General features: G+C 59.5%; 20 protein-coding genes and 1 pseudogene. 12 read left to right on the top strand and 9 right to left on the bottom strand.

The window, feature by feature from the left end:
- Positions 1-11: 11 nt before the first annotated feature.
- Positions 12-1,073, bottom strand: coding sequence for a toll/interleukin-1 receptor domain-containing protein (locus tag G3574_RS21255; protein ID WP_235953546.1), 1,062 nt, complete (start codon positions 1,071-1,073; stop codon positions 12-14).
- Between the two features lie 631 nt (positions 1,074-1,704).
- Between G3574_RS21255 and qatA the strand changes: the two genes are divergently transcribed.
- The 7 genes and pseudogenes from qatA to G3574_RS21220 all read left to right on the top strand — a co-directional run bounded on the left by qatA (position 1,705) and on the right by G3574_RS21220 (position 8,903).
- A complete protein-coding gene (qatA, locus tag G3574_RS21250) occupies positions 1,705-3,675 on the top strand; it encodes a Qat anti-phage system ATPase QatA (RefSeq protein WP_163967551.1) in 1,971 nt (656 codons plus the stop codon).
- A gap of 160 nt (positions 3,676-3,835) precedes the next feature.
- Positions 3,836-4,555, top strand: coding sequence for a Qat anti-phage system associated protein QatB (qatB, locus tag G3574_RS21245; protein ID WP_205609867.1), 720 nt, complete (start codon positions 3,836-3,838; stop codon positions 4,553-4,555).
- Entirely contained in the window at positions 4,552-5,925 is a 1,374-nt protein-coding gene (qatC, locus tag G3574_RS21240) for a Qat anti-phage system QueC-like protein QatC (protein ID WP_163967550.1), read from the top strand. The genes qatB and qatC overlap by 4 nt, the downstream gene beginning before the upstream one ends.
- Positions 5,922-6,686 carry a Qat anti-phage system TatD family nuclease QatD gene (qatD, locus tag G3574_RS21235; RefSeq protein ID WP_163967549.1) on the top strand — a complete coding sequence of 255 codons (765 nt, stop codon included), beginning with the start codon at positions 5,922-5,924 and terminating at the stop codon, positions 6,684-6,686. Before qatC ends, qatD begins: the two co-directional genes overlap by 4 nt.
- Before the next feature lie 112 nt (positions 6,687-6,798).
- Positions 6,799-7,044 (top strand): annotated as a pseudogene (locus G3574_RS21230) (DNA/RNA non-specific endonuclease); the annotation flags it as partial.
- A 432-nt stretch (positions 7,045-7,476) separates the two neighbouring features.
- On the top strand, positions 7,477-7,857 hold the full coding sequence (locus G3574_RS21225; RefSeq protein WP_205609866.1) for an HIT family protein: 381 nt from the start codon (positions 7,477-7,479) through the stop codon (positions 7,855-7,857).
- A gap of 2 nt (positions 7,858-7,859) precedes the next feature.
- Complete coding sequence (locus G3574_RS21220; RefSeq protein WP_163967546.1) at positions 7,860-8,903, top strand: HNH endonuclease; 1,044 nt, start codon at positions 7,860-7,862, stop codon at positions 8,901-8,903.
- A 630-nt stretch (positions 8,904-9,533) separates the two neighbouring features.
- On the opposite strand, the gene gyrB is transcribed toward G3574_RS21220, so the two are convergent.
- The 3 genes from gyrB to dnaA form a co-directional block, all read right to left on the bottom strand.
- The gene (gene gyrB, locus G3574_RS21215) at positions 9,534-12,029 is read right to left on the bottom strand and encodes a DNA topoisomerase (ATP-hydrolyzing) subunit B (RefSeq protein ID WP_163967545.1); all 2,496 of its coding nucleotides are present in this window, start codon (positions 12,027-12,029) and stop codon (positions 9,534-9,536) included.
- Between the two features lie 208 nt (positions 12,030-12,237).
- Positions 12,238-13,344: a DNA polymerase III subunit beta gene (gene dnaN / locus G3574_RS21210; RefSeq protein WP_163967544.1), complete on the bottom strand. Its 1,107-nt coding sequence runs from the start codon at positions 13,342-13,344 to the stop codon at positions 12,238-12,240.
- Between the two features lie 218 nt (positions 13,345-13,562).
- Entirely contained in the window at positions 13,563-14,942 is a 1,380-nt protein-coding gene (gene dnaA, locus G3574_RS21205) for a chromosomal replication initiator protein DnaA (protein ID WP_163967592.1), read from the bottom strand.
- A gap of 489 nt (positions 14,943-15,431) precedes the next feature.
- Here dnaA and rpmH point away from each other — a divergent pair, with 489 nt between their 5' ends.
- The 4 genes from rpmH to yidC are packed head-to-tail and all read left to right on the top strand — an operon-like array spanning position 15,432 to position 17,928.
- Complete coding sequence (gene rpmH, locus G3574_RS21200) at positions 15,432-15,566, top strand: 50S ribosomal protein L34 (RefSeq protein WP_040041456.1); 135 nt, start codon at positions 15,432-15,434, stop codon at positions 15,564-15,566.
- A 30-nt stretch (positions 15,567-15,596) separates the two neighbouring features.
- Positions 15,597-15,971 carry a ribonuclease P protein component gene (rnpA, locus tag G3574_RS21195; protein WP_163967543.1) on the top strand — a complete coding sequence of 125 codons (375 nt, stop codon included), beginning with the start codon at positions 15,597-15,599 and terminating at the stop codon, positions 15,969-15,971.
- Entirely contained in the window at positions 15,968-16,243 is a 276-nt protein-coding gene (yidD, locus tag G3574_RS21190; RefSeq protein ID WP_163967542.1) for a membrane protein insertion efficiency factor YidD, read from the top strand. The genes rnpA and yidD overlap by 4 nt, the downstream gene beginning before the upstream one ends.
- Positions 16,244-16,272: 29 nt before the next feature.
- On the top strand, positions 16,273-17,928 hold the full coding sequence (gene yidC, locus G3574_RS21185; protein ID WP_163967541.1) for a membrane protein insertase YidC: 1,656 nt from the start codon (positions 16,273-16,275) through the stop codon (positions 17,926-17,928).
- 113 nt (positions 17,929-18,041) lie between these two features.
- On the opposite strand, the gene G3574_RS21180 is transcribed toward yidC, so the two are convergent.
- Complete coding sequence (locus G3574_RS21180) at positions 18,042-19,928, bottom strand: potassium transporter Kup (protein WP_235953545.1); 1,887 nt, start codon at positions 19,926-19,928, stop codon at positions 18,042-18,044.
- 266 nt (positions 19,929-20,194) lie between these two features.
- Here G3574_RS21180 and mnmE point away from each other — a divergent pair, with 266 nt between their 5' ends.
- The gene (gene mnmE, locus G3574_RS21175; protein WP_163967540.1) at positions 20,195-21,577 is read left to right on the top strand and encodes a tRNA uridine-5-carboxymethylaminomethyl(34) synthesis GTPase MnmE; all 1,383 of its coding nucleotides are present in this window, start codon (positions 20,195-20,197) and stop codon (positions 21,575-21,577) included.
- Between the two features lie 4 nt (positions 21,578-21,581).
- Here mnmE and G3574_RS21170 read toward each other — a convergent pair whose 3' ends face one another.
- The 4 genes from G3574_RS21170 to G3574_RS21155 form a co-directional block, all read right to left on the bottom strand.
- Complete coding sequence (locus G3574_RS21170) at positions 21,582-22,100, bottom strand: hypothetical protein (protein WP_163967539.1); 519 nt, start codon at positions 22,098-22,100, stop codon at positions 21,582-21,584.
- A gap of 104 nt (positions 22,101-22,204) precedes the next feature.
- Positions 22,205-22,438, bottom strand: coding sequence for a hypothetical protein (locus tag G3574_RS21165; RefSeq protein ID WP_163967538.1), 234 nt, complete (start codon positions 22,436-22,438; stop codon positions 22,205-22,207).
- Complete coding sequence (locus tag G3574_RS21160; protein WP_235953544.1) at positions 22,435-22,746, bottom strand: hypothetical protein; 312 nt, start codon at positions 22,744-22,746, stop codon at positions 22,435-22,437. The genes G3574_RS21165 and G3574_RS21160 overlap by 4 nt, the downstream gene beginning before the upstream one ends.
- A gap of 72 nt (positions 22,747-22,818) precedes the next feature.
- Positions 22,819-23,031 (bottom strand): hypothetical protein, encoded by a 213-nt coding sequence (locus G3574_RS21155; protein WP_163967537.1) that lies wholly within the window; start codon positions 23,029-23,031, stop codon positions 22,819-22,821.
- Between the last annotated feature and the right edge of the window lie 183 nt (positions 23,032-23,214).

Genomic DNA, 23,214 nt, shown 5'->3' with positions numbered 1-23,214 from the left:
GGACCGCCATGTTATGCAAAGTACCTCGATATTTGATCGCAAAAATGGTCTTTCCATAGCCGCCTGTTCGAAAGGGATAGTTGATACTGGGATTCCTCCTCAAATTCCAAGAGAACCTCGTCTGATACTTTGCCGTCGATATATCTGTCAAGCTTACAAAGAGCGGATGAAGCTCTCTTAACCTTTGGATCATCCAGATTGAGTTCGAATCCATCATCGAACTTAAGGTAGCCATCTTCTGTTGCACTTCCAGCATCTTGGTTTGCTTGCTTTTCTGTCCACGGATTGAACTTAGATGGAACGCCCGTATAGTGCCTGAACATTATGTAGACTACGATTGGTGGGAGGCTTCGTACCGCCTGCTTAAACGCCTCCAACTCTTCTGAGAGTGCACTCATGCCGCTCAAATGTTCGCGCTTGATTTTCTTAACTTCGGATGCGTCTTTGCAGCCTTCAAGTTCCTTGATCAAGGCTCTAAGCTTTGAAATTTCGTCTTCGTATTCATCTTGGAGCGCAATACTTGAGTCGTGCTCCGTCTTTAAACTTTCGTAGTCTTTTAGGTTGACGGTAGTTGGCTTCTCCAATGACGACAGGATATCTGGCAGTTTCTTCAGAAATTGCCTCTTCTTTGCTCCCCAGCGGGCTATGTTTGTGGATGTGAGGGCTAGTTCTCCATTAAGATTTTCGTAAAAACGATCTAGGTCGCTGTCGTTATCAATCTTGTCTACTTGCGTTGAAAGAAGAACTCCCTTTACATCGGCATATTTTAGTGGCGGGACTAACAACGGATATGCTTTGTGACTCATGGCCCATGCAGCACCAAGCTCGCAAAGGCAAAATTGGCTTGCAAAATAATTTTCACTAAGTAGGAGAATTACAGCTTCAGGGTGCTGGATTTGGCTCTTTATGTAAGTGATAAAGTCCTGGCCGCTGGGAATCCCTAAGCCTTCCAGAGAAGAGCAAAAAATATCATCCGAAGATATTTCTGTGCCCGTCTCAAGAAGATCGACTAGAGCGTCAGCCAGGGTCTTGTCTTTCACCGCATGGCTTACAAAAATTCGTTTAGATTTCATAGTAGCGGCCTGATGTTGTATAACTTGTTATAAATCGCAAAATGGCAACTTAACATGGAACGTTGCGATTTAACACCAAGTCTGGAGACGGCTGCAAGCCGCTTGAGAACAGGTGCTGCCGTCCATATGCTGTATTTAGGTACAGTATTAACACAACCGACAAACCACACAGGCCGGGTCTGAACGCCACGCGCCTGTTGGACCGACTGCGAGCGCGCCTGCGGTACATGCAATACAGCCTGCGTATAGAGCAGAATTACGGGTATTGGGCGCGTTGGTTCATCTGCTGGCATGGTGTGCACCATCCCACGGAAACAGTCCTTCGCAAATTCGTTCTCAATGACTGCTTTGCATCGGTAGCCGATAGCCTTCGATGCGCCAAATCCGACTGCTACGCAACCGACTAAGGCCCCTTAGGCGAGCAAACATCCCGCGCGATAGTCGACGTTGTAGGGGTCCCAGTTGGGGGCGTGCTTCACTGCCTCAGATTCCATTGAATCTCGACGTGTATTAATGTAACGTGGTGATCCATTCCTTGAGAACTGTCGCACCCGGCCAGTTTCCTCCCTCGCTTGATCGGGGGCGGCTAAACCCCTATCGACCACATAGCTTCCCAAACACAGATACGCCAATGTTTCTCAACGACCGCGAGACAGCGACAGATCTCTTGTACTACGAAGCCATCGCGAGAACGGTAGTCCGTTTCATTCGCGAGACCCCAGTCGCCCCGATCACCATCGGAGTCCATGGAGACTGGGGCGCCGGAAAATCTAGCGTCCTGAAGATGACGGAGGCCGCGTTCAACGATGAGGAGCGTGTTCTCTGCCTGTGGTTCAACGGCTGGACATTCGAAGGTTTCGAAGATGCCAAGACGGTCGTCATCGAGACAATCGTAGAAGAGCTTCGTCGCGCCCGGCCAGCCTCGACGAAGGTGGCCGACGCAGCCAAGAAAGTCCTACGGCGCGTGGACTGGCTCAAGATGGCGCACAGGGCCGGTGGTCTTGTATTCACTGCCGCCACAGGTATCCCAACCCTAGATCAGGTACGGGGTGTTGTCGACACGGTCACGGCCTTTCTGGCAAAGCCCGAGGACCACATCTCTGTCGAGGATTTGAAGGGCGTGGCGGCCCAAGCCAAGGAGTTCGTCAAGGATTCTCCGAAAGACGCCGATCGCCTTCCTGCCCATATGCACGAGTTCCGTAACGAATTCGAGGAGTTGCTCAAGGCAGCCGAACTGGATCGACTGGTCGTGATCGTCGACGACCTCGACCGGTGCCTCCCAAAGACGGCCATCGCGACTCTCGAGACGATCCGCCTTTTCCTGATGGTGGATCGCACGGCCTTTGTGATCGGCGCCGACGAACTCATGATCGAGTACGCGGTGAAGGAACATTTCCCAGATCTCCCGCCCAGCACCGGCCCAGTCAGTTACCCAAGGAACTACCTCGAAAAACTGATCCAGGTTCCATTTCGGGTCCCCGCGCTGGGCGTGGCCGAGACACGAGTGTACATCACGCTCCTACTTGCCGAGCTCGCGCTCACGTCCGAGGACCCGCGCTTCAAAAAGCTGCTGGCAGTCGCTCGCGAGGATATGAAGCGACCATGGCAAAGCCGCGGGCTGGATGCCCGGGCGGTGACGGAAGCTGTGGGCGAGCCGGTGCCGACGGAGGTGAGGCAAGCTCAGTTGATCAGCACGCATCTGACGAGATTGCTGACGGAAGGAACGCATGGCAATCCACGACAGATCAAGAGATTCCTGAATTCGATGATGCTCCGCCAGGCCATCGCCGAGGAGCGCGGCTTCGGTGGTGACGTCAAGCTCATCATCCTCGGAAAGATCATGCTCGCAGAGCGTTTTTATCCTGACTTCTACAAGCAACTCGCCCAGTTGGCGACGGTGGAAGGCGGCAAGCCCGAGGCCCTTGCGCAGTTCGAGCAAAGCATTAAGAACAGCAGAGGGGAGCCTGCTGTAGAGGCCCAAAGTTCGGAAGCAACGCCTGAATCCGTCGGCAAGAAGTCGGCAACGAAGGCGGCCGCACCGAAAGCCCAGGCACCAGAAGTTGCCGACTGGTCGAAGAACGAATGGATCAAGGGCTGGGCTGCGATCGATCCTCCGCTCGCGGGTGTCGATCTCCTTCCCTACGTGTTTGTCACTCGGGACAAGCGGGGATCGCTCGGCGGGATCACCGCGTCAGCGCATCTCGAAAGCTTGGTCGCCAGACTCATGGGCGGCAAAATGGCGGCACGAGGTTGCGTGACCGACGTCGCGAATCTCTCGCCCCAGGAAGTTGATGAAGTCTTCAACGCGGTCAGTGACCAGATCCTGCAAGCCGATGACATGCGTTCCGAGCCGAGGGGGATGCATGGGCTTCTCGTTCTTTCCGAGCGCGGGCCAGAGACGGGACGGCGCGTTCTGGAATTTGCGAAGTCGTTGGACCTCTCCAAGGTAGGGATATGGCCACTGAACCTCGTGTCGGGCATCAAGGATGCTGCCCTTGTGAACAACGTCAACGCCCTGCGGAAGAGTTGGGGCGAGCAAGACGAAAACCCGAAACTGAAGAAGGCCGCGACTCTGATGGAGTCGTTGGGCAAGAAGATCTGAGGAATCGATGGGTACATCAAAGGGATATGGCGGTCCACCCAATGGGCTAGTTCCTTCATGGCTTGAATCGCCTGCGGGCGGATCGGGAGGCGGCAATGGAGATGCCGAGGACAGCGGTGACGCAGGTGGAGACGGCGCAGACGGTTCCGATGGAGTTTCGGTGTCCCAGGCGCCCGGCAGCGGCGCTCTCACCGGGGCAAGGACGGCCTTCACCCGCTTCTCGAAGAATGGCAGTAGCAGCACGCTCGGCGCTGCACTGGCCGGGTATGTACGGGGCGGCAACGGTCGCGTGAGTGGAGGCGGTAGCGGTGGTGCGGGCAGGGCGGCGCAACGAATGGGGGCGTCCCGAGCGACCGGGTCGAGACTTCTGGGCGTCGTCAGGGACTTCCAGCGGATCGGCGCATTGGACACTCTGCGTCGTCTCGATCTTGATCGCATGGTTGACCGGCCGGCCACCGAAGTCTTCCTCTTCATGCTGGAGTTCCTTTGCCCACCGGGCGGAGCCATCGATGAAGCCATTTCGAGGCAAGCGATGCTCGAGGCGATTGGCAATCTCGACGGTGCAGGCCCGGCTGAATTTGGTCAGCTCACGCCCGAGCAGTTGCGCGAATTTTTCCTTGATTTCGTCTCGCTATCGATCGAAGGGCGAGTGATTGCCGACATCGGATCTCGCGGCATCACGCTCGCCGCTGACGTGGAGTCGGTTGAGCGAACCCACGAACAACTTCGGGACTTCATCAACGGTTGTTGCAGGGCCCATCTTTCCGGGTTGTTGACAGGTGTCGATCAGTTGACGGACCGGGAGGTCGAGCAGAGATCCAATGAGATCTATGAGGCTGCTTTTCAATTGATCGCCGACGCAGGAGAGGATGCGCAATGAGGCAACATACCTTGGTGAGCAGACTGGGGGCGTCCGACGATGCACCCGTTACACCCGCTCGCCCTGAGGCTCACGTCACAGAGATCGACTTCCTCGATAGCTATGAGCGGTTGGGCTTCGGCCTTGGGCAAGCGCTTGAGCAGCTCGATGCGCTTGGCCTGTCACCGAGCGAGCGAGCTGTTGATTTCGCCTTGCTCGCAGCGACCGTCACCGCGGCGGACACGCGAATTTCTCGCGAGACAGAAGCACAGGACGGCTGGACGCGAGAAATCGAAATCAGCGTGCCGGTGGTGGAGCCGACACTCTGGGAGGCCGTCACGCCTCTCCTGCATACGACGCTTGATTTTTTGACCGGAGACAAATGGACCCTTCGATTCCGAGCGCGACCAAGCTCACGAGGAATTCTTGTGCCGCCAACCGAAAGCCTTCGAACAGCGAATCCCACTTGCGTGTGTCTTTTTTCGGGTGGGCTCGACAGCTTCATCGGCGCGGTCGACTTGTTCGCAGCTGCCGAAACGCCTTTGCTAGTGAGTCACTACTGGGATGGCATTACCAGTCAGCACCAGACGATCTGCGCCGAGGCTCTCAAGGCCAAATATGCCGAAGCCGAATTCAGCCACATTCGGGCCCGAGTCGGCTTCCCCAAGGATACCGTCGACGAGTCTCCGGTCGAGGACACGCTCCGCGGCCGCTCCTTCATGTTCTTTGCGCTGGCTGCCCTTGCCGCCGATGCAGTGGGTGACGACGTGACGATCCACGTGCCGGAGAACGGCCTGATTTCATTGAACGTTCCACTCGACCCTCTTCGGCTCGGGGCGCTGAGTACCCGGACCACGCATCCCTTCTACATGGCGCGCGTGAACGAACTTATAAGTAGGCTTGGTCTTCGCTCACGTTTGCACAACCGGTACGGTCTGATGACCAAGGGCCAAATGGCGCTCGGATGCGCTGAGCGCGAATTTCTGGCAACGCAGGCGAAGAACACCATGTCCTGCTCGTCGCCGGGGAAGACACGGTTCGCAAAAGAAGAGAGTCAACGCCAGCCCAAGCATTGTGGATACTGCGTGCCGTGCCTGATCCGTCGAGCTTCGCTCCTAGAAGGCAGAATCGACGATGACACGCCATATCAAGTTCCGGATCTACATGCGCAGGTCCTCGATTCCGAGCGGGCCGAGGGCAACCATGTCCGGTCGTTCCAACTCGCAATCTCGCGGTTGCGCTCACGGCCGGAACGTGCGCGCTTCGACATTCATAGGCCGGGGCCGCTTTCCGATCACCCCAACGAGCTTCCCGCCTATATGAATGTCTATGCCGCGGGTCTCGAGGAGGTTGCCCGGCTCCTCGAAGGCGTGAGGGCAGAGCCTCTGTGAACGCGACGGCCCCTGTAAAGCCCAATTGGGTCGATTTCCACTGTCACCTTGACCTTTACCCAGACCACGCCGCACTGATCGAGGAATGCGATCGAGAGGGCGTCGCGACGTTGACCGTTACGACCACGCCGAAGGCGTGGGCTCGGAATCGGGACATGGCCGCGCACGCCAAGCACGTTCGCGTTGCCTTGGGGCTGCACCCACAACTCGTTGGCGAGCGAGAATCGGAGATCGCACTTTTTGAGAGCCTCTTGAGCGAGACCAGGTACGTCGGAGAAGTCGGCCTAGATGCGAGTCCGCGGTTCTACAAGAGTTTTGCGGCACAGGAGCGCGTATTTGAGCGTGTGCTGAGGGCGTGTGCCGAACACGGTGACAAGGTTTTGACCGTACACAGCGTTCGATCAGCGTCGAAGGTGCTGGGACATGTCGAGAAAAGTCTACCGCTCGGACGAGGCCGGGTAGTGCTGCATTGGTTTACAGGTTCCCTGTCCGAGGCGAGGCGTGCGATCGACCTCGGCTGCTATTTTTCAGTTAACTCGGAAATGCTTAAGGGACCTCGTCACCGTGCGTTGGTCGAGCAATTGCCCGTTGAACGCATTCTGACCGAGACTGATGGCCCCTTTGTGCAGAGCAATGGAGTAGCCGTGCGTCCTCAAGCAGTCGCTGACACGGTGATCAATTTGGCTTTGATCAAAGGACTCAATCCATCAGTAATGGCGCCCCTGATTTTGCGCAATCTTTCTGGACTATTGAGTCGCTGAGGAACACGGACTGGACGACAACTCCCGCCCTGAAGCAGATATAGAAGCGATGAGTTGAACGACCGCTTATGGCCGATACCGTAAGTTTGGCAAGGGCCGTTTCCGACCCGTTGCGAAGGGTGATGTGTACGTCATTACCGGCCCGGTATTTGATGGGACGCCGAAGACGATTGCTCCGGGAAAGGCCTGGGTACCGAAATATTTATATAAGCTTGTTTATGACGCGACGACAGGTCGAGCCTGGGCCCATTGGATTGAAAACACGAACGAGGCACGTGCTGGACGTCCCATTCCATATGGCGAGCTGGTTCCCCGCACTGAAATTGAGTTCCTTCCGGGCGTTAATGTTAAAAATTAGCGCTGGACGCTTTATCGGCAACCGCCGTGCCCAGGAGAGGAACCATGAAATTCAGTGCTCGTAAACCGTCACTCAAGAAAATGATTTCTGCTCGAACGTTATGCCGTGGTGGACAGGGCCCGCTGCGACAAGCTCGCTAAAGCGCAGGTCATGTCCCCCATCACATAGCGCTATTCCTTGGCATAAATCATGGAGTGCCATTCCGCAGCTCGTTCGATAGCTCAGGTGGGCGCGTTCCAAATCAACGTAGTACCGGGCAATGTGGAACGAGTCAAGGAATCTGTGAAAGCATTGCCGTAGCTATACTTGCTCGTAAGAGGAATTGCGCTTTATAGAAGTTGTGGCATGGGAAATGGATTCCGTACTCGACAATGAGAAAATGCAGTTTTTACGTCAGTAACTTATTCACCCTCTTCAACCAAATTGCATGCCATGCCTTGCGTCTTTTGCACCCTGCCTACGGCAAGAATCATCGCTGAGAATGAATTCGCAATTGCAATCCGGGACGGATTTCCTGTCAGCCCTGGACATACACTGATTATTCCGCGCCGACATATCGGGTCTTTTTTTGACACGACTTTGGATGAGCGAAGCGCGCTCCTTGCGCTACTCGATAAAACAAAAATCGATTTGGATAAAGAATTTGCCCCTGCGGGCTACAACATTGGCATCAATGATGGCCAAGCCGCGGGCCAAACTGTAATGCACCTCCACATGCATCTGATTCCCCGGTACGCAGGCGACTTACCCGACCCACAAGGCGGGGTCCGCTGGGTAATTGCGGAAAAAGCCGATTATTGGAGCAATCGCTAACCATGATGGCAATCCCGTCTTCGGAGGAACAACTCTCCTTCCTTGACCATATCCAGCGCCTGTTCGAAGAAGGCGAATTCGTTGCCACCTACAAGTTTGCGCTATTGCTGGCACTGACTGAGTTGGCTGTGGAACATGGCACTGATTCCGGTGACACACTTGACCTGTCGTATGCGGCCATTGCCGATAAATTTCTGGAGTTGTATTGGCCTCAAGTGATACCGTACACCGCCGGTGGTCAGGTTGGCGTACTCATGCAAAACAATGGCCGTCAGGCGGCCACGGTTTTGCTCCTGAACGACATCCGTAGCCGCCATGGCACGCTCCCCAAAGCGCGCGCCTCAACGGAATGGCCCAACGCTCTCCGGAAAACGGTGGCTCTGCTAAAGGAGATGCCGCTATGGCGCCTACAAATCTTGCGGCGGCAAGAAGTGAATTTTCTGTATGTCCCTGGACCAAGCGCGAGTATCCGCCTGTTGCCGGGTGTGATGTACAACTTGCGGCGTTTTCAGGGACTGGTCCAGCAGTTGGCGCGCAGCGCGTGGATTAACCATATTCGAGCCAATCCGAACAACGCCACAGTCATCGGCGAGGCTTCAGACCTGGAGCAGGCGCTGTTCGGGACGAGTCGCGCCAATTTGGCGACTGCTCGGCCGGTGCTAAGGGAGATTCAGTCGGATACCTGCTTCTACTGCCAAGGCGCACTGCGCAATACGGGCGAGGTAGACCATTTCATCCCTTGGGCTCGTTATCCGAGAGACTTGGCACATAACTTCGTTCTGGCCCATAAGACTTGCAATAGCGATAAGCGAGATTTGCTGGCGGCCACCGTGCATTTGGAAAAATGGTGCGACAGGAACGAGCGTCAAGGAACGGTGTTGGCGAACGAGCTGGGTAGTCATTTCGTATGTGACAGTTCTACGATGACTCGCGTAGCCCATTGGGCATATCACCATAGCTTCATGACGGCATCCCAATCCTGGGTCGGGCGAGCACAGGTAATTCCGCTTACGGCCGATTATCAACGCATTCTGCCAGCTCAATAACCTACGCCGGGGAAGGATTACAAGCCACGGTCTGTAGGTTTTCGGCAATCTTATTCGGTGTTGCTGCATCTAGGTAATGCGTTCGGCGCCTGCTCGAGAAATCGCGATAGCCTGCGTGCCTTGTGCCGGCCTATATAACTTCGCGATGACGTCTTTGACCTTGGCGTTCAGCCCTAATATCTGTTCTCACCTAAGCTTGGCGGTCAAACAGTCGGCGAAGCTTCTAATCACCGTAAGCGGCACATTTCCGCCCCTTGGCCCCAAATTCCGTACGAAGAGGCGCATTTCTGCCGCTTATGGAAATTAAATATTTTTGGTTATGGCCGATACAGCAAGTCATTTCGGACCTGTACCGAGACCATCGATTCTGAAGAGTGCTTAGAGAAACACGCACTCCGAAGCTTGTGAACGAGCCTCCCAATGCAGTCCAGACTATATTGTGACGTGTGCGGTCAGGATTGTTTCGTGGCTTGAAAGAACGACGGCCACCTCAATGAGGCGGCCGTCATTATTTACGGAGTCACGGTGGGCTAGACGCCATCAATCTGAGCTATCGAGGCACATCCGCCGATAAATGTCTCAATGGATGCTTCCCAAAATCTCACATTATGGTTCCCGCTACACAGGCCATCAAACGTCGATGTTCCCTGCCTGCAGCGCGTTCGACTCGATGAAGGCGCGGCGCGGTTCCACGTCGTCGCCCATCAGCGTGGTAAAGATCTGGTCTGCGGCAATCGCGTCTTCGATCTGCACCTTGAGCAGGCGGCGCACGTTCGGGTCCATGGTGGTTTCCCACAGCTGCTCGGGATTCATTTCGCCGAGGCCCTTGTAGCGTTGCTTCGACACGCCGCGCTCGGCTTCGTCGCGCAGCCAGTCCATGGCTTCGTGGAAGTCGCGGATCGCGATTTCCTTGGCTTTGTCGCCCTGGCCGCGGCGCACCATCGCGCCCTGGCCGATCAAACCCTTGAACGTGGCGGCGGCATTGGCAAGCACTTGGTAATCCGGGCCATGCACGAAGTCGGCGTCGATCACGCTGACCTTCAGGTTGCCGAAATGGCGGCGCTGGATGCGCAGCATGTGCTTGTCGGAAAGCTCGTCCGACTTGACCACCACTTCCACCGACGGATCGTTGATGGACTTGGCCAGGGCCGCGGCGGAAGCCTCGGCATTGGCGAGCGTGTCGAGGTTGAGCGTCACGCCGGTCATGATCGCCGACAGGGCGGCTTCATCGTAGGCGCGCGACAGGCGCATGATGATCGCATTGGCGGTGTTGTACTGGCGCACGAGTTCGGACAGGGCTTCGCCGATGATGGGCTGGGCGTTGTCGGTCGGGATCAGGGCCGCGTCGTGCAGCGCGATCTGCATCATGTACTGCGCTTCCTCGACGTCGTCCTTCAGGTAGCGCTCGTCCTTGCCGTGCTTGACCTTGTAGAGCGGCGGCTGCGCGATGTACACGTGGCCGCGCTCGACCAGCTGCGGCATCTGGCGGTACAGCAGGGTGAGCAGCAGGGTGCGGATGTGGGCGCCGTCGACGTCGGCGTCGGTCATGATGATGATGCGGTGGTAGCGCAGCTTCTCGACGTTGAATTCATCCGGCCCGATGCTGGTGCCCAACGTGGCGATCAGCGTGGTGATCTGCTCGGAGGACAGCATCTTTTCGAAGCGCGCCTTTTCGACGTTGAGCACCTTGCCGCGCAGCGGCAGGATCGCCTGGAACTTGCGGTCGCGTCCCTGCTTGGCGGAACCGCCCGCGGAGTCGCCCTCGACGATATACAGTTCGCACAGCGCTGGATCCTTCTCCTGGCAGTCGGCCAGCTTGGCGGACAGGCCGAGGCCGTCCATCACGCCCTTGCGGCGCGTGAGTTCGCGGGCCTTGCGCGCGGCTTCGCGGGCGCGCGCGGCTTCCACGATCTTGCCGCAGATGAGCTTGGCGTCGTTAGGCTTCTCGAGCAGGAAGTCGGTCAGCGTCTTGGCAACGATTTCCTCGACGGGTCCGCGCACCTCGGACGACACGAGCTTGTCCTTGGTCTGGGAACTGAACTTCGGCTCGGGCACCTTGACCGACAGCACGCAGGTCAGGCCTTCGCGCATGTCGTCGCCGGCGATCTCCACCTTGGCTTTCTTGGCGAAGTCGTTCTCTTCGATGTACTTGTTGATGACGCGTGTCATCGCCGCGCGCAGGCCGGTGAGGTGGGTGCCGCCGTCGCGCTGCGGGATGTTGTTGGTGAAGCAAAGCACCTGTTCGTTGTAGGCGTCGTTCCACTGCATCGATACGTCGACCGAAATCGTCGTGCCCATCTCCGATGCCTTCTCGCCGGTGGCCTGGAAGATGGTCGGGTGCAGCACGTTCTTGTTCTTGTTGATGTACTCCACGAAGCCGCGCGTGCCGCCCTCGAAGGCGAAGTCTTCTTCCTTGCCGGTGCGCTGGTCGGTCAGCCGGATGTGCACGCCGTTGTTGAGGAAGGAGAGTTCGCGGATGCGCTTGGCGAGGATGTCGTAGTGGAACTCGACGTGGCTGAAGATTTCCTCGTCTGCCCAGAAATGCACTTCCGTGCCGCGCTTGTCGGTTTCGCCGATGACCTTGATGGGGGACACGGCCACGCCATCCTGGGTTTCGAGTTCGCGGTTCTGGACCACGCCCTTGGAAAATTCCATGGCGTGCACCTTGCCGTCGCGGCGGATGGTCAGGCGCAGCAGCTTGGACAGCGCGTTCACGCAGGACACGCCCACGCCGTGCAGGCCGCCGGACACCTTGTAGGCGTTCTGGTCGAACTTGCCGCCGGCATGCAGCTCGGTCATGACGATCTCGGCGGCGCTGCGCTTGGGATCGTGCTTGTCGTCCCACTTGATGCCGGTCGGAATGCCGCGGCCGTTGTCGGTCACGGAGATCGAGTTGTCGGAATGGATGGTGACGTGGATCTCGGTGCAGTGGCCGGCGAGCGCTTCGTCGATGGAGTTGTCGAGCACCTCGAACACGAGGTGGTGCAGGCCGGTGCCATCAGAGGTGTCGCCGATGTACATGCCTGGGCGCTTGCGCACTGCTTCGAGACCTTCGAGGATCTGGATGGAGGACGCACCGTATTGCTGCTGCGGTTGCGGAGTGGTTTCTTGAGGAATGGCGGACATGGCTGCTTTCTGATGACGCTAGGGTTGTCTGGTCGATGGCGTGGCGATTCTTCGATGTCTTGCTGCCTTGCGCAGGGCCTCAACCCGTTCCGGTTGGGGCCGTTGCCGCGTTTTCAGCGCCAGCGACCGTTCAAATTCAAATTCCATAAATGCGGCAAAGGGGCGCACAGCTTCTGTGCCCCCCTTGTTTGCCGCAATTGTTATTGGTTTAGATCCGCATCGGCATGACGACGTACTTGAAGTCGCCATTGTCCGGCACGGTGATCAACGCCGATGAATTGGCGTCGCCAAGCGCGATGTTGATGTTGTCGCCCTTGAGGTTGTTCAGCACGTCGAGCAGGTAGGTGACGTTGAAACCGATGTCGATGCTGTCGCCACCGTAGTCGATTTCCAGTTCTTCCACCGCTTCTTCCTGGTCGGCGTTGGTCGAGCTGATCTTCAGGCTGCCCGGGCTGATGATGCAGCGCACGCCCTTGAACTTGTCGCTCGTCATGATCGCCGCGCGCTGCAGGGAATGCAGCAGGGTCTGGCGGTCCATGGTGAAGTTGTTCTTGTAGCCCTTGGGGATGACCCGGGTGTAGTCGGGGAACTTGCCCTCGACGAGCTTCGAGATCAACTCGATGTCGGCGAAGGTGAACTTCACCTGGTTGTTCGCGATCTCGAGTTCGACCGGATTTTCCAGGTCTTCGAGCAGGCGCTGCAATTCCAGGATGGTCTTGCGCGGGATGATCACTTCCTGGCGCTGGAACTCCTGGTCGGTCTCAACCTGGCAGAAGGCGAGGCGGTGTCCGTCGGTCGCCACGGCGATCACGTTGCGGCCATCGACCACCAGCAGCATGCCGTTGAGGTAGTAACGGATGTCCTGCTGCGCCATGGCGAAATGCACCATGTTGAAGAGGTGCTTCAGGGTCTTTTGCGGCAGCGTGACCTTGGCGTTGTATTGCTCGGCCTGCGCGACGGTCGGAAACTCCTCGGCGGCGAGGGTCTGCAGGGCGAAGCGCGACTTGCCGGACTGCACGGTCATGCGCTTGTTGGCGATCGAGAGGGCGACGTCGCCGGAATCCGGCAGCGCGCGCAGGATGTCGAGCAGCTTGCGCGCGGCGACCGTGGTTGCCGAGACTTCGCCGCCGCTGCCGATCTCGGCGTGCGTGGTGATCTGCACTTCGATGTCGGTGGACAAGAAGGAGACTTTCTCGCCGTCCTTACGAATGAGGATATTGGCCAGAATCGGCAGCGTGTGCCGACGCTCGACAATACCGCTCACGATCTGCAAGGGTCGGAGTAGCGTGTCTCGTTTGGTTTTAACCAATTGCATGCGTTTGTCCTTGTAATAATGTGTTGAGGCAATGCGATACCGGTAAAACAGTCTTTCTGAAGCGCTGCCGCCTAGGCGTGGATCACGCTGGCGGCCAGCCTCTATTTTGACAGAAAACGCCCCCCTTTTAATGAAATGAAAGGGTTTCCCGCGATAGGCTCCGCTTTTCCATGGCAAGTTATCCACAAGGAGCGAGGCAGCTGTGGATTACCCCTTGATCATCCTTTCAGCGTCTGCTCCAGCACGTGCAATTCGTGGTTGACTTCCGGGTTCTTGGCGCGGTCGGCGGCGATCTTGCGTACGGCGTGCAGCACGGTGGTGTGGTCCCGGCCACCGAACAGCTCGCCGATCTCGGGCAGGCTTTTCTGGGTGAGTTCCTTGGCCAGGTACATGGCGATCTGGCGCGGCCGCGCGATGTTGGCGGGGCGCTTCTTCGAATACATGTCGGCGACCTTGATGTTGAAGAAGTCGGCAACCGTCTTCTGGATGTTCTCCACCGATATCTGCCTATTTTGGACCGAAAGCAGATCTTTCAATGCCTCCTTGACAACATCGATGGTGATTTCCTTGCCGTGGAAACGGGAATAGGCAAGGATCTTCCGCAGCGCGCCTTCGAGTTCGCGCACGTTGGAGCGCAGGTGCTTGGCGACGAAAAACGCCACGTCGTCGTTCAGGGCCGCGCCTTCCTGCGCCGCCTTTTTCAGCAGGATCGCCACCCGCATTTCGAGCTCGGGAGGTTCGACCGCCACCGTCAGGCCGGAGTCGAAGCGGGAAATCAGCCGATCATCCATGCCGGTGATTTCCTTGGGATAGGTATCGCTGGTGATGATGATTTGTTTCTTCGCGGCAATCAATGCCTCGAAGGCGTAGAAGAATTCTTCCTGCGTTCGGCTCTTGCCGGCGAAGAACTGGATGTCGTCGATGAGGAGCAGGTCGAGCGAGTGATAGTAGCGCTTGAACTCGTCGAAACCCTTTCGCTGGTAAGCGGTCACTACGTCACGGACATACTGTTCCGCGTGGATGTAGCGGATCTTGACGTTGGGCCGGTCTTGCAGGACCTGGTTGCCGATCGCGTGGATCAGGTGGGTCTTGCCAAGGCCGACACCCCCGTAAAGGAAGAGCGGGTTGTAGGAAACGCCCGGGTTGTTGGCAACCTGGATGGCGGCTGCGCGGGCGAGCTGGTTGGCCTTGCCGGTCACGAAGCTGTCGAAGGTGAGCGCGTCGTTGATCTTGCTCTGGTCGCGCCGGGGCCCGGTATCGATGGCGATGTCGACGCGGTCGGCGATCTCGGTGGGCATGTCGACCAGCGGGCCGGAAACGACGGCCGGCACCGGCGCGGGCTTGCGCGCGCCGTTCAGCCGGGGGTCGAGCACGAACTGCACCTCGATGGGCGATTGCCAGTATTCGGATGCGAGGTGCGTGATGCGGCTGGCAAACTGCGCCTTGACCCAATCCAGCTTGAAACGGTTTGGCGCCGCGATCCGCAGGCGGCCGTCCTCGAAGTCGAGGGGCGCGAGCGGCTTGATCCAGGCGCTGTACTGCTGAGGGGTCAGCTCCTGCTCAAGCATTGCCGAGCATGTCTGCCAGAAATCTTCCATGGGTATCGTCTGTGTCGGTTGCGCGCCAGCGGCATGGGGATGGCCCATGCGGCCTTGCCAGGGCAGCCGGCACACGCGATGCAGGTGCCCGGAGCTTCCATGCCAGGGTCGCCGGGATCGTCGTTTAGCGGCGGCAATGGTCTGCGCGGGAGGGGTATTCTAACCCTGCGACAACGAGTTATCCACAGGATGCATCAATTTTGCTACAGAAAAACCTCTTGCTTTTGTGGATAATTTCGGCGTAGTTCCGCCGCCACGCCACATGGCAAAACACCATGGCTTTCGGGCCGGGCGGCATTGGCATGATGACATGCGGCGGGTTCGGGCGGCCGGCCATGCCGTCTCTTTCGTTGACAGGGGACCGGAAAGCAGTGTCTAATTGCGGGTTCACTGCCTGTCGCGTTTTGCATTCGCAAAACAAGAATGGGCCAACATGGTGATGAACTAACCCATTTTTGCTGTCAAGCGAGCCAAATAAGCGAGTCCAACATGAAACGTACTTACCAACCTTCCGTCGTCCGCCGCAAGCGCACCCATGGCTTCCGCGTTCGCATGGCTACCCGCGGTGGCCGCGCAGTGCTGAATGCACGTCGTGCAAAAGGCCGCAAGCGCCTGGCTGTCTAAGCCAAGCCTTGCACCGCACCAGCTGCTGGCGTGACTGACGAGTATTCACGCGACCGGCGAATCGTTAAAACGGATGAATTTTCATCCGTTTTTCGTTTGCGGCCTGTGCAGCGCAGCCCCCATTTCGTTCTGTATGCCCGGGGCAACGATCTCCACCGCGCCCGCCTTGGCGTCGTTGCCGCCAAACGCTTCGCCCCTCGCGCCGTGACGCGCAACGCCATCAAGCGCGTCACCCGGGAGGTGTTCCGCCAGATGCGCCTGCCGGCCATCGACTGCATCGTCCGGTTGTCCGGACCGGTCAACACCAGGAAAGAACCCGCGATGACTGCGCGCCTGAAAACGGCATTGAGAGCCGAGCTGACCACGCTGCTGGCATCGCGCCGCAAAGCGGAGGCGAGCCAATGAAAACCCTGCTGCTGTGGCTGCTGAAGGCTTACCAATACAGCATCAGCCCCTTCCTGGGCGCGAACTGCCGCTTTTATCCGAGCTGTTCCCGCTACGCGATGGATGCGGTGAACGAGCATGGCGCGGCGCGCGGCAGCCTGCTGGCCGCCAAGCGGCTGTGCAAGTGCCATCCCTGGCATCCGGGAGGCATCGACCCCGTACCCCAAAAGAGCCCGCCGGAAACGGCACGGGCCCACGACGCAGGCCAAGGCAAGGCCTGCTGTCCTCACTGACTTCCTGACCTTACTAAACAACGACACCTATGGATATCCAACGTACCGTTTTGTGGGTGGTGTTCTCGATGTCCCTGCTTTTCCTCTGGGACAACTGGATGCGCTACAACGGCAAGCCCTCCATGTTCTTTCCGACGCCGGCCACGCAGACCCAGCCGGCAGCCGCCGGAACCAATGGCGGCAAGCGCGCCGACGTGCCGCAGACCGCGGGCAATGCCAGCATCGCCAGCCCCTCCTCGGTTCCGGGCGCCGTCGCCCAGGCCAAGGGTGAGATCGTGACCATCACCACCGACTTGGTCAAGGCAGATATCGACACCCTCGGCGGCGAGCTGGTGCGCCTCGAGCTGCTCAAGCACAAGGACACGGTCGATCCGAAGAAGAACGTGGTGCTCTTCGACCACAGCCAGAGCCGCACCTATCTCGGCCAGACCGGCCTGATCGGCGGCCAGTTTCCCAACCACCGCACGCAGTTCGCCGCCAAGCCGGGACCACGCTCCCTGGAAAACGGCAACACCGTCCAGGTGGTCCTGGAAGCCGACCAAGGCGGCGTGAAGCTGACCAAGACCTACACCTTCAAGCGCGGCGACTACGCCATCGGCCTCAGGCATGACGTCGCCAACACCGGCGCCGCGCCCGTCAATCCCTCGCTCTACCTGCAGCTGGTGCGCGACGGCAGCAAGCCGGAAGGCGAATCGCGTTTCTACAGCACCTTCACCGGCCCCGCCGTCTACACGAGCGCCGATCATTTCCAGAAGCTCGACTTCGAGAAGATCGAAAAGGGCAAGGCGGAGCACGCCACCAAGTCCAATGACGGCTGGATTGCGCTGGTCCAGCATTACTTCGTGTCGGCCTTCATCGCGCCGGAAAACGTCACCCGCGAGATCTTCACGAAGAAGGTGGACACCAACCTGTACGCCGTCGGCGAAATCTTCCCGCTGGGGACGGTGGCGCCGGGGGCGACGGTCAGCAACGAATCCCGCCTCTATTCCGGTCCGCAGGAATCGGCCGTCCTCGAAAAGCTGGCGCCCGGCCTGGAGCTGGTAAAGGATTACGGCTGGCTCACCATCGTCGCCAAGCCGATCTTCGCGCTGATGAACTGGATCCATGCCGTGATCGGCAACTGGGGCTGGACGATCATCGTGCTGACCATCCTCATCAAGCTGCTGTTCTTCCCGCTGTCGGCGGCAAGCTACCGCAGCATGGCGAAAATGAAGACGGTGACGCCGAAGATGCAAGGCATCCGCGAGCGCTTCAAGGACGATCCGCAAAAGATGAACCAGGCGATGATGGAGCTTTATCGCGCGGAAAAGATCAATCCGCTGGGCGGCTGCCTGCCGATCGTCGTGCAGATCCCGGTCTTCATCGCGCTGTACTGGGTGCTGCTGGCTTCCGTCGAAATGCGCAATGCGCCCTGGCTGGGCTGGATCCACGACCTGGCCGCGCCCGATCCGTTCTACATCCTGCCGGTCGTGATGGCGGTGTCGATGTTCATCCAGACCAAGCTCAACCCGACGCCGCCCGATCCGGTGCAGGCCAAGGTGATGATGGTGATGCCGATCGTGTTCTCGGTCATGTTCTTCTTCTTCCCGGCCGGCCTGGTGCTGTACTGGGTAGTGAACAACGTGCTGTCGATCGCCCAGCAATGGGTCATCACCCGCAAGATCAGCGGCGGCCAGCCGGCCTGATGCAGGAAAACGTCCGGCCCGGTGCCGGCGCCATGAAAAAAGCCCGCGTCATGCGGGCTTTTTCTTTTTCACCGGCGGCCGGCGATTCCGGCGCGCGCGTTGTCAGTTTTCACTCAGATTTCGATCTGCGTGCCGAGTTCGATGACGCGGTTGGGAGGAATGCGGAAGTAGTCTGCCGCGTCGCGCGCATTGCGCGCCATGGCGGCGTACAGGCGTTCACGCCACAGCGCCATGCCGACGTTCGGGGAGGCAATGACGGTCTGCCTGGCGATGAAGAAGGACGTGGTCATCGGGTCGATGTCCAGGCCGAATTCGGCGCACCGATGCAGGGCGAGCGGAATGTCGCGCTCATCCTTGAAGCCGTAGTGCACGCTGACCTGGTAGCACTCCTGACCGAGCGAATTGACCTTGATGCGCTCCGGTTCGGCGATATGCGGGATGTCGGTGGCCACCACGGTCAGCAGGATGACGCGTTCATGCAGGACCTTGTTGTGCAGGAGGTTGTGCAGGAGGGCATGCGGCACGCCGTCGCCCTCGGCGCGGAAGAAGATCGCCGTGCCTTCCACCCGGTGCGGCGGGCTGACGAACAGCGACTGGAAGAAGTCCTGGACCGGAATCAGGTGGCGCTGGATGTTGAGGAACACCAGCTCGCGTCCCTTGCGCCAGGTCAGCATGATGGTCACCATCACGGCGCTGATGGCCAGCGTGAACCAGCCGCCGCTGACGATCTTCAGGCTGGTCGAGGAAAACAGCGCGATGTCGATCATCAGGAAGAAGGTGGTGGCCAGCAGCGCCAGGGCGATCTGGTAGCGCCAGCCGAAGCGGATGACGAAGAAGGTCAGCAACGTGGTGGTGGTCATGGTGGCGGTCGCGGCAATGCCGTAGGCCGACGCCAGGTTGGAAGAGGAACCGAAGCCCATCACCGCCATCACCACCGCGGCGAGCTGCAGCCAGTTGACGAGCGGAATGTAGATCTGCCCCTTCTCGCTTTCCGACGTATGGCAGATCAGCATGCGCGGCAGGAAGCCTAGCGAGATCGCTTGCTGGGTGACGGAAAACGCGCCGGAAATCGTGGCTTGCGACGCGATCACGGTGGCGATGGTGGACAAGGCGACCAGCGGATAGATGGCCCATGCGCCAAGCTGCTGGAAGAAGGGGTTCGATGCCGCTTCCGGATTGCCCAGCAGCAGCGCACCCTGCCCGAGATAGTTCAGGCCCAGGGCGGGAAAGACGATGGCGAACCATGCCAGGCGCACCGGCCGCTTGCCGAAGTGGCCCATGTCGGCATACAGGGCTTCTGCGCCGGTCAGTGCCAGCACGATGGCGCCGAGGGCAATGAAAGCGAACCAATGGTTGCGCACGAGGAAGCGGAATGCGTGCAGGGGATTGAATGCGTTCAGGATGAACGGGTTGTCGATGATGTTGATCAGGCCCATCGTCGCCAGCGACAGGAACCAGGCCAGCATCACCGGCCCGAAGAACTTGCCGATGCCAGCCGTGCCCTGGCGCTGCACCATGTAGAGCGACACCAGGACGACGAGCGTGATGGGAATGACATAGGTCTTGAGCGCGGGCGTCGCCACCTCCAGCCCTTCGATGGCCGACAGGACGGAAATCGCCGGCGTGATGACGCCGTCGCCAAAGAACAATCCCGCACCGACCATCCCCAGCAGCATGACCGGCGTGTACCAGCGCGATTGCGGCGTGACGGAAGCCAGCGCCAGCGCGGTCAATGCCATGATGCCGCCCTCGCCGCGGTTGTTCGCGCGCAGCACCAGGCTGACGTATTTCAGGGAGATCACGACGATCAGACCCCACAGGATGAGGGAGACGACGCCGAGGATGTTGTCCGGCGTGACGGCGATCCCATGGTGCTCGGCAAAGACTTCCTTCATGGTGTAGAGCGGGCTGGTGCCGATGTCGCCGTACACGATGCCGATGGCTGCAAGCGTCAGGCCGGCCAGGCCGCTGTGCGAGTTGTGGTTCGCGGGATTGCTCAAGGAAGCACCTTTTTGTTGTTGAGGCGGGGCGCAATCTCCATGGGACGCTGCTGGCGCTGGCAACGATCAGGTCGATGGCGGCGGGCGGTGGCCCGCGACGAAAGGCGTGTCGCACGTACCGTCGTGATGTTGCCCGGTTTATAAGACCGGTGCAAGCGAGCCCGGTTCCTGAGCGAGCTTGGCCGGCATTTTGTATGATGCCGTGCGGCGAATGCCGTATGCTGCGACAGAAGCGCTGTTGCACCAACGAACTTCGGTGTTGATCCATGAACTACGACAATTCTCCCATTGCCGCGATTGCGACGGCTCCCGGACGCGGCGGCATCGGCGTGGTCCGCATTTCCGGCAAGCAGATCGGGGCAGTGATGCAAGCAGTCTGCGGCACCCTGCAACTGCAGCCACGCCATGCGACCTACCTTCCGTTCCGCCAGCGCGACGGCAGCGTCATCGACCAGGGCATCGCACTGTACTTCAAGGCGCCGCATTCCTACACCGGCGAGGATGTGCTGGAACTGCAGGGCCACGGCGGCCCGGTTGTCATGCAGATGCTGCTTGCGCGCTGCATCGAGGCGGGCGCCGACATCGGCCTGCGGCTCGCGCAACCGGGCGAATTCACCCACCGCGCCTTTCTCAATGACAAGCTCGACCTGGCCCAGGCGGAAGCCGTGGCCGACCTGATTGAAGCCTCCACCGAAGCTGCGGCCCGGTCGGCCTCGCTGTCGCTGTCGGGCGCTTTCTCGGAAACGATACGCGCGCTGGTGGACAAGGTCATTCACCTGCGCATGCTGGTGGAGGCGACGCTGGATTTTCCGGAAGAGGAGATCGACTTCCTCGAGAAGTCGGATGCCCGCGGCCAGCTGGCGCGCATCCGCGACAATCTCGACCAGGTGTTCACCGAGGCGTCGCAGGGCGCGCTGCTGCGCGAAGGCTTGAACGTGGTGCTGGCCGGCCAGCCGAACGTGGGCAAGTCATCGCTGCTCAATGCGCTTGCCGGCGCCGACGTAGCGATCGTTACCCCGATCGCCGGCACCACGCGCGACAAGGTGACCGAAACCATCCAGATGGAAGGCATTCCGCTGAACATCATCGATACCGCCGGCATCCGGGACGCGGGCGACGAGGTGGAGCGCATCGGCATCGAGCGCACCTGGGGCGAAGTACGCAAGGCCGACGTGATCCTGCACCTGCTGGATGCCAGCCGCGGTCCCACCCTCGCGGACGAAGACATCGTCCGCAACCTGCCGGGCAACGTGCCGGTGCTGCGGGTCTGGAACAAGATCGATCTCTCGGGCCACAAGCCGGCGATCGACCGCATGTCCGACGCTACCCATGTCTACCTGTCGGCGGCCACGCGCGACGGCATGGCATTGCTGCGGGCGGAACTGTTGAAGGTGGCCGGCTGGCAGCAGACCGGTGAATCACGCTTCCTCGCACGCGAACGCCACCTGCTCGCCCTCAAGGCGGCAAGGGAACATCTCGAACTCGCCGCCGATCACATCGGCGCGGAGCACCAGGCCAGCGACCATGCGCTCGACCTGATGGCCGAGGAACTGCGTCTCGCGCAGGAGAGGCTGAACAGCATCACCGGCGAGTTCACCTCCGACGATCTGCTCGGCGTGATCTTCAGCCGGTTCTGCATCGGGAAATAAGTCTTCAGACCGAGCCGCCCCGATAGGTCATGTCGTTGCCGGGCGGTCCGCCGGCGCTGCCGGGAGCGGCGCCCTGCCGCTGCGCTCCCATGCCGGAACACCCGGCCAAGGCCGTGAGGCACAACAATAAGACGAGCCGCTTCATCATGTCCTCCATCGAAATCTGTCCTGCCGTCTGTTTAACAGAAATGTGGAAACGATGCGAGTTCCAGCTTCTTGACATCCTCGGACGCGGCACAGCCTGCTCCACGCCGGCGCTGGCATGGCAGATAAGTGAGGGCTTCCCCTGCCGGCTTTGACGGAATGAAAAAGGCGGGTATGCTTGGGCGGCGCGAAGCGCATTCCGGTGCCGTTCTCGCACCGGGAACACGATAACGGAGACAACGAGAATGAAGAATGGCTGGATCAATTGCGGGATCCTGGGCGCGGTTATGATTGCCTTGATGGCATGCGCCAGCGGCGGCGAACAAGCGTCGGCAACGACGTCTTTTGAGGAAAGATATGTACCCACGGGAAGCAACATCCCGCGGCGTGACCCCGACCGGGGAGGCCGGGTCATCATGTCGAAGGAAGGCGCGGAACAGATGATCCGGGATGGCGGCAGCGGCGTCACCCAGGCACGCTGAGTCAACGTCCCGCGGCGCTTCCCGTCTCGGCGGCACCCGGATTGCCCGATCCCACCCCCATTCCGCTTCCCGGTACCGACAGCGGCGATCCCTGGGCGTCGTTCGCGCCCTGGACGGCGGGAGGAGGGGCACCGATACCAGACCCGCCGGCGGTGATTGCGCAGCCGGCGGTCAGCGAAGCGGCGAGGATGGCCAGGGCCAACCTGCCGCCGCCAGGAACCCCGGCCTGACTCATTGCTGGCCGGAGCTGCCGTTGTTCTTGGCGTTGCCGGCGGCGGTCGTGCCGGTGTTGCTGCCGGACGTACCGCTGCTCGTGCCATTGTTGTTGGCGTTCTGGGCGGCCTGCTGTTCCTTCTCCTTCTTGTTCGCGCGGTGATGACCGACGGCGCAACCCGCAGCCGCGCCGAGCGCGCCATGGTTGCCGGCCACGTGGCCCGCGACGCCACCGACGGCGGCGCCTTTCAGGCAACCCTTGGCATTGGCTGCGGCAGGCAGCATGGCGGAGGAAACGATCAGGCTCAGGGCGATCAAGGTTGATTTCATGTCAGCGATCTCCATGTCGGAAAGTGTACGGTTGTTTGACAATGGATTTCGCAAAAAGCTTCAACGGAAAGTTCAAGGCACCTTGGGCGGCGACTTGCGGCTGGCTGGAAGGCCGGACTTGCGCGTCGTGGCCTTGCGGGCATCGACGACCGCCCGCAGCGCGACGGCGAGCATGTCGGCGCGCCGCTGCTGCGACACCAGCGTTGAAGTCACGCTGTAGGCCCTCACCGTCCGCTCAAGATCGCGCAAGGCGCGTAGTTCTTCATGGTATTGATCTTCAAGCATTGCGAGGGCCTATCAACAAAAAGTCAGAGATAGTCCTAGACCATGCCGGCCACGAAATGTTCCTGAAGGAAACCTTGATTCCGCTTCAACGGTGCAACACTTTTCATCGTGGAAATGATTCGGCTCAAGCCGGCGCCCATTCACCATGCTTTAATGAATCAAGCGGGTCACACATTCCCTGGG

Source organism: Noviherbaspirillum galbum (assembly GCF_010974945.1).
In the GTDB taxonomy this organism is placed as follows: Bacteria; Pseudomonadota; Gammaproteobacteria; order Burkholderiales; family Burkholderiaceae_D; genus Noviherbaspirillum; species Noviherbaspirillum galbum.
This window is presented reverse-complemented; position numbering and strand designations above follow the sequence as displayed.

What these genes read in the sequence shown, in the direction of transcription:
- mnmE (WP_163967540.1), top strand. Translation starts at nt 20,195, where the DNA reads ATGAACTACGACAATTCTCCCATTGCCGCGATTGCGACGGCTCCCGGA.
- G3574_RS21225 (WP_205609866.1), top strand. Translation starts at nt 7,477, where the DNA reads ATGCCTTGCGTCTTTTGCACCCTGCCTACGGCAAGAATCATCGCTGAG.
- gyrB (WP_163967545.1), bottom strand. Translation starts at nt 12,029, where the DNA reads ATGTCCGCCATTCCTCAAGAAACCACTCCGCAACCGCAGCAGCAATAC.
- G3574_RS21160 (WP_235953544.1), bottom strand. Translation starts at nt 22,746, where the DNA reads ATGAAATCAACCTTGATCGCCCTGAGCCTGATCGTTTCCTCCGCCATG.
- dnaN (WP_163967544.1), bottom strand. Translation starts at nt 13,344, where the DNA reads ATGCAATTGGTTAAAACCAAACGAGACACGCTACTCCGACCCTTGCAG.
- G3574_RS21165 (WP_163967538.1), bottom strand. Translation starts at nt 22,438, where the DNA reads ATGAGTCAGGCCGGGGTTCCTGGCGGCGGCAGGTTGGCCCTGGCCATC.
- yidC (WP_163967541.1), top strand. Translation starts at nt 16,273, where the DNA reads ATGGATATCCAACGTACCGTTTTGTGGGTGGTGTTCTCGATGTCCCTG.
- rpmH (WP_040041456.1), top strand. Translation starts at nt 15,432, where the DNA reads ATGAAACGTACTTACCAACCTTCCGTCGTCCGCCGCAAGCGCACCCAT.
- G3574_RS21220 (WP_163967546.1), top strand. Translation starts at nt 7,860, where the DNA reads ATGATGGCAATCCCGTCTTCGGAGGAACAACTCTCCTTCCTTGACCAT.
- G3574_RS21155 (WP_163967537.1), bottom strand. Translation starts at nt 23,031, where the DNA reads ATGCTTGAAGATCAATACCATGAAGAACTACGCGCCTTGCGCGATCTT.
- G3574_RS21170 (WP_163967539.1), bottom strand. Translation starts at nt 22,100, where the DNA reads ATGTTGCTTCCCGTGGGTACATATCTTTCCTCAAAAGACGTCGTTGCC.
- yidD (WP_163967542.1), top strand. Translation starts at nt 15,968, where the DNA reads ATGAAAACCCTGCTGCTGTGGCTGCTGAAGGCTTACCAATACAGCATC.
- dnaA (WP_163967592.1), bottom strand. Translation starts at nt 14,942, where the DNA reads ATGGAAGATTTCTGGCAGACATGCTCGGCAATGCTTGAGCAGGAGCTG.
- G3574_RS21255 (WP_235953546.1), bottom strand. Translation starts at nt 1,073, where the DNA reads ATGAAATCTAAACGAATTTTTGTAAGCCATGCGGTGAAAGACAAGACC.
- qatC (WP_163967550.1), top strand. Translation starts at nt 4,552, where the DNA reads ATGAGGCAACATACCTTGGTGAGCAGACTGGGGGCGTCCGACGATGCA.
- qatA (WP_163967551.1), top strand. Translation starts at nt 1,705, where the DNA reads ATGTTTCTCAACGACCGCGAGACAGCGACAGATCTCTTGTACTACGAA.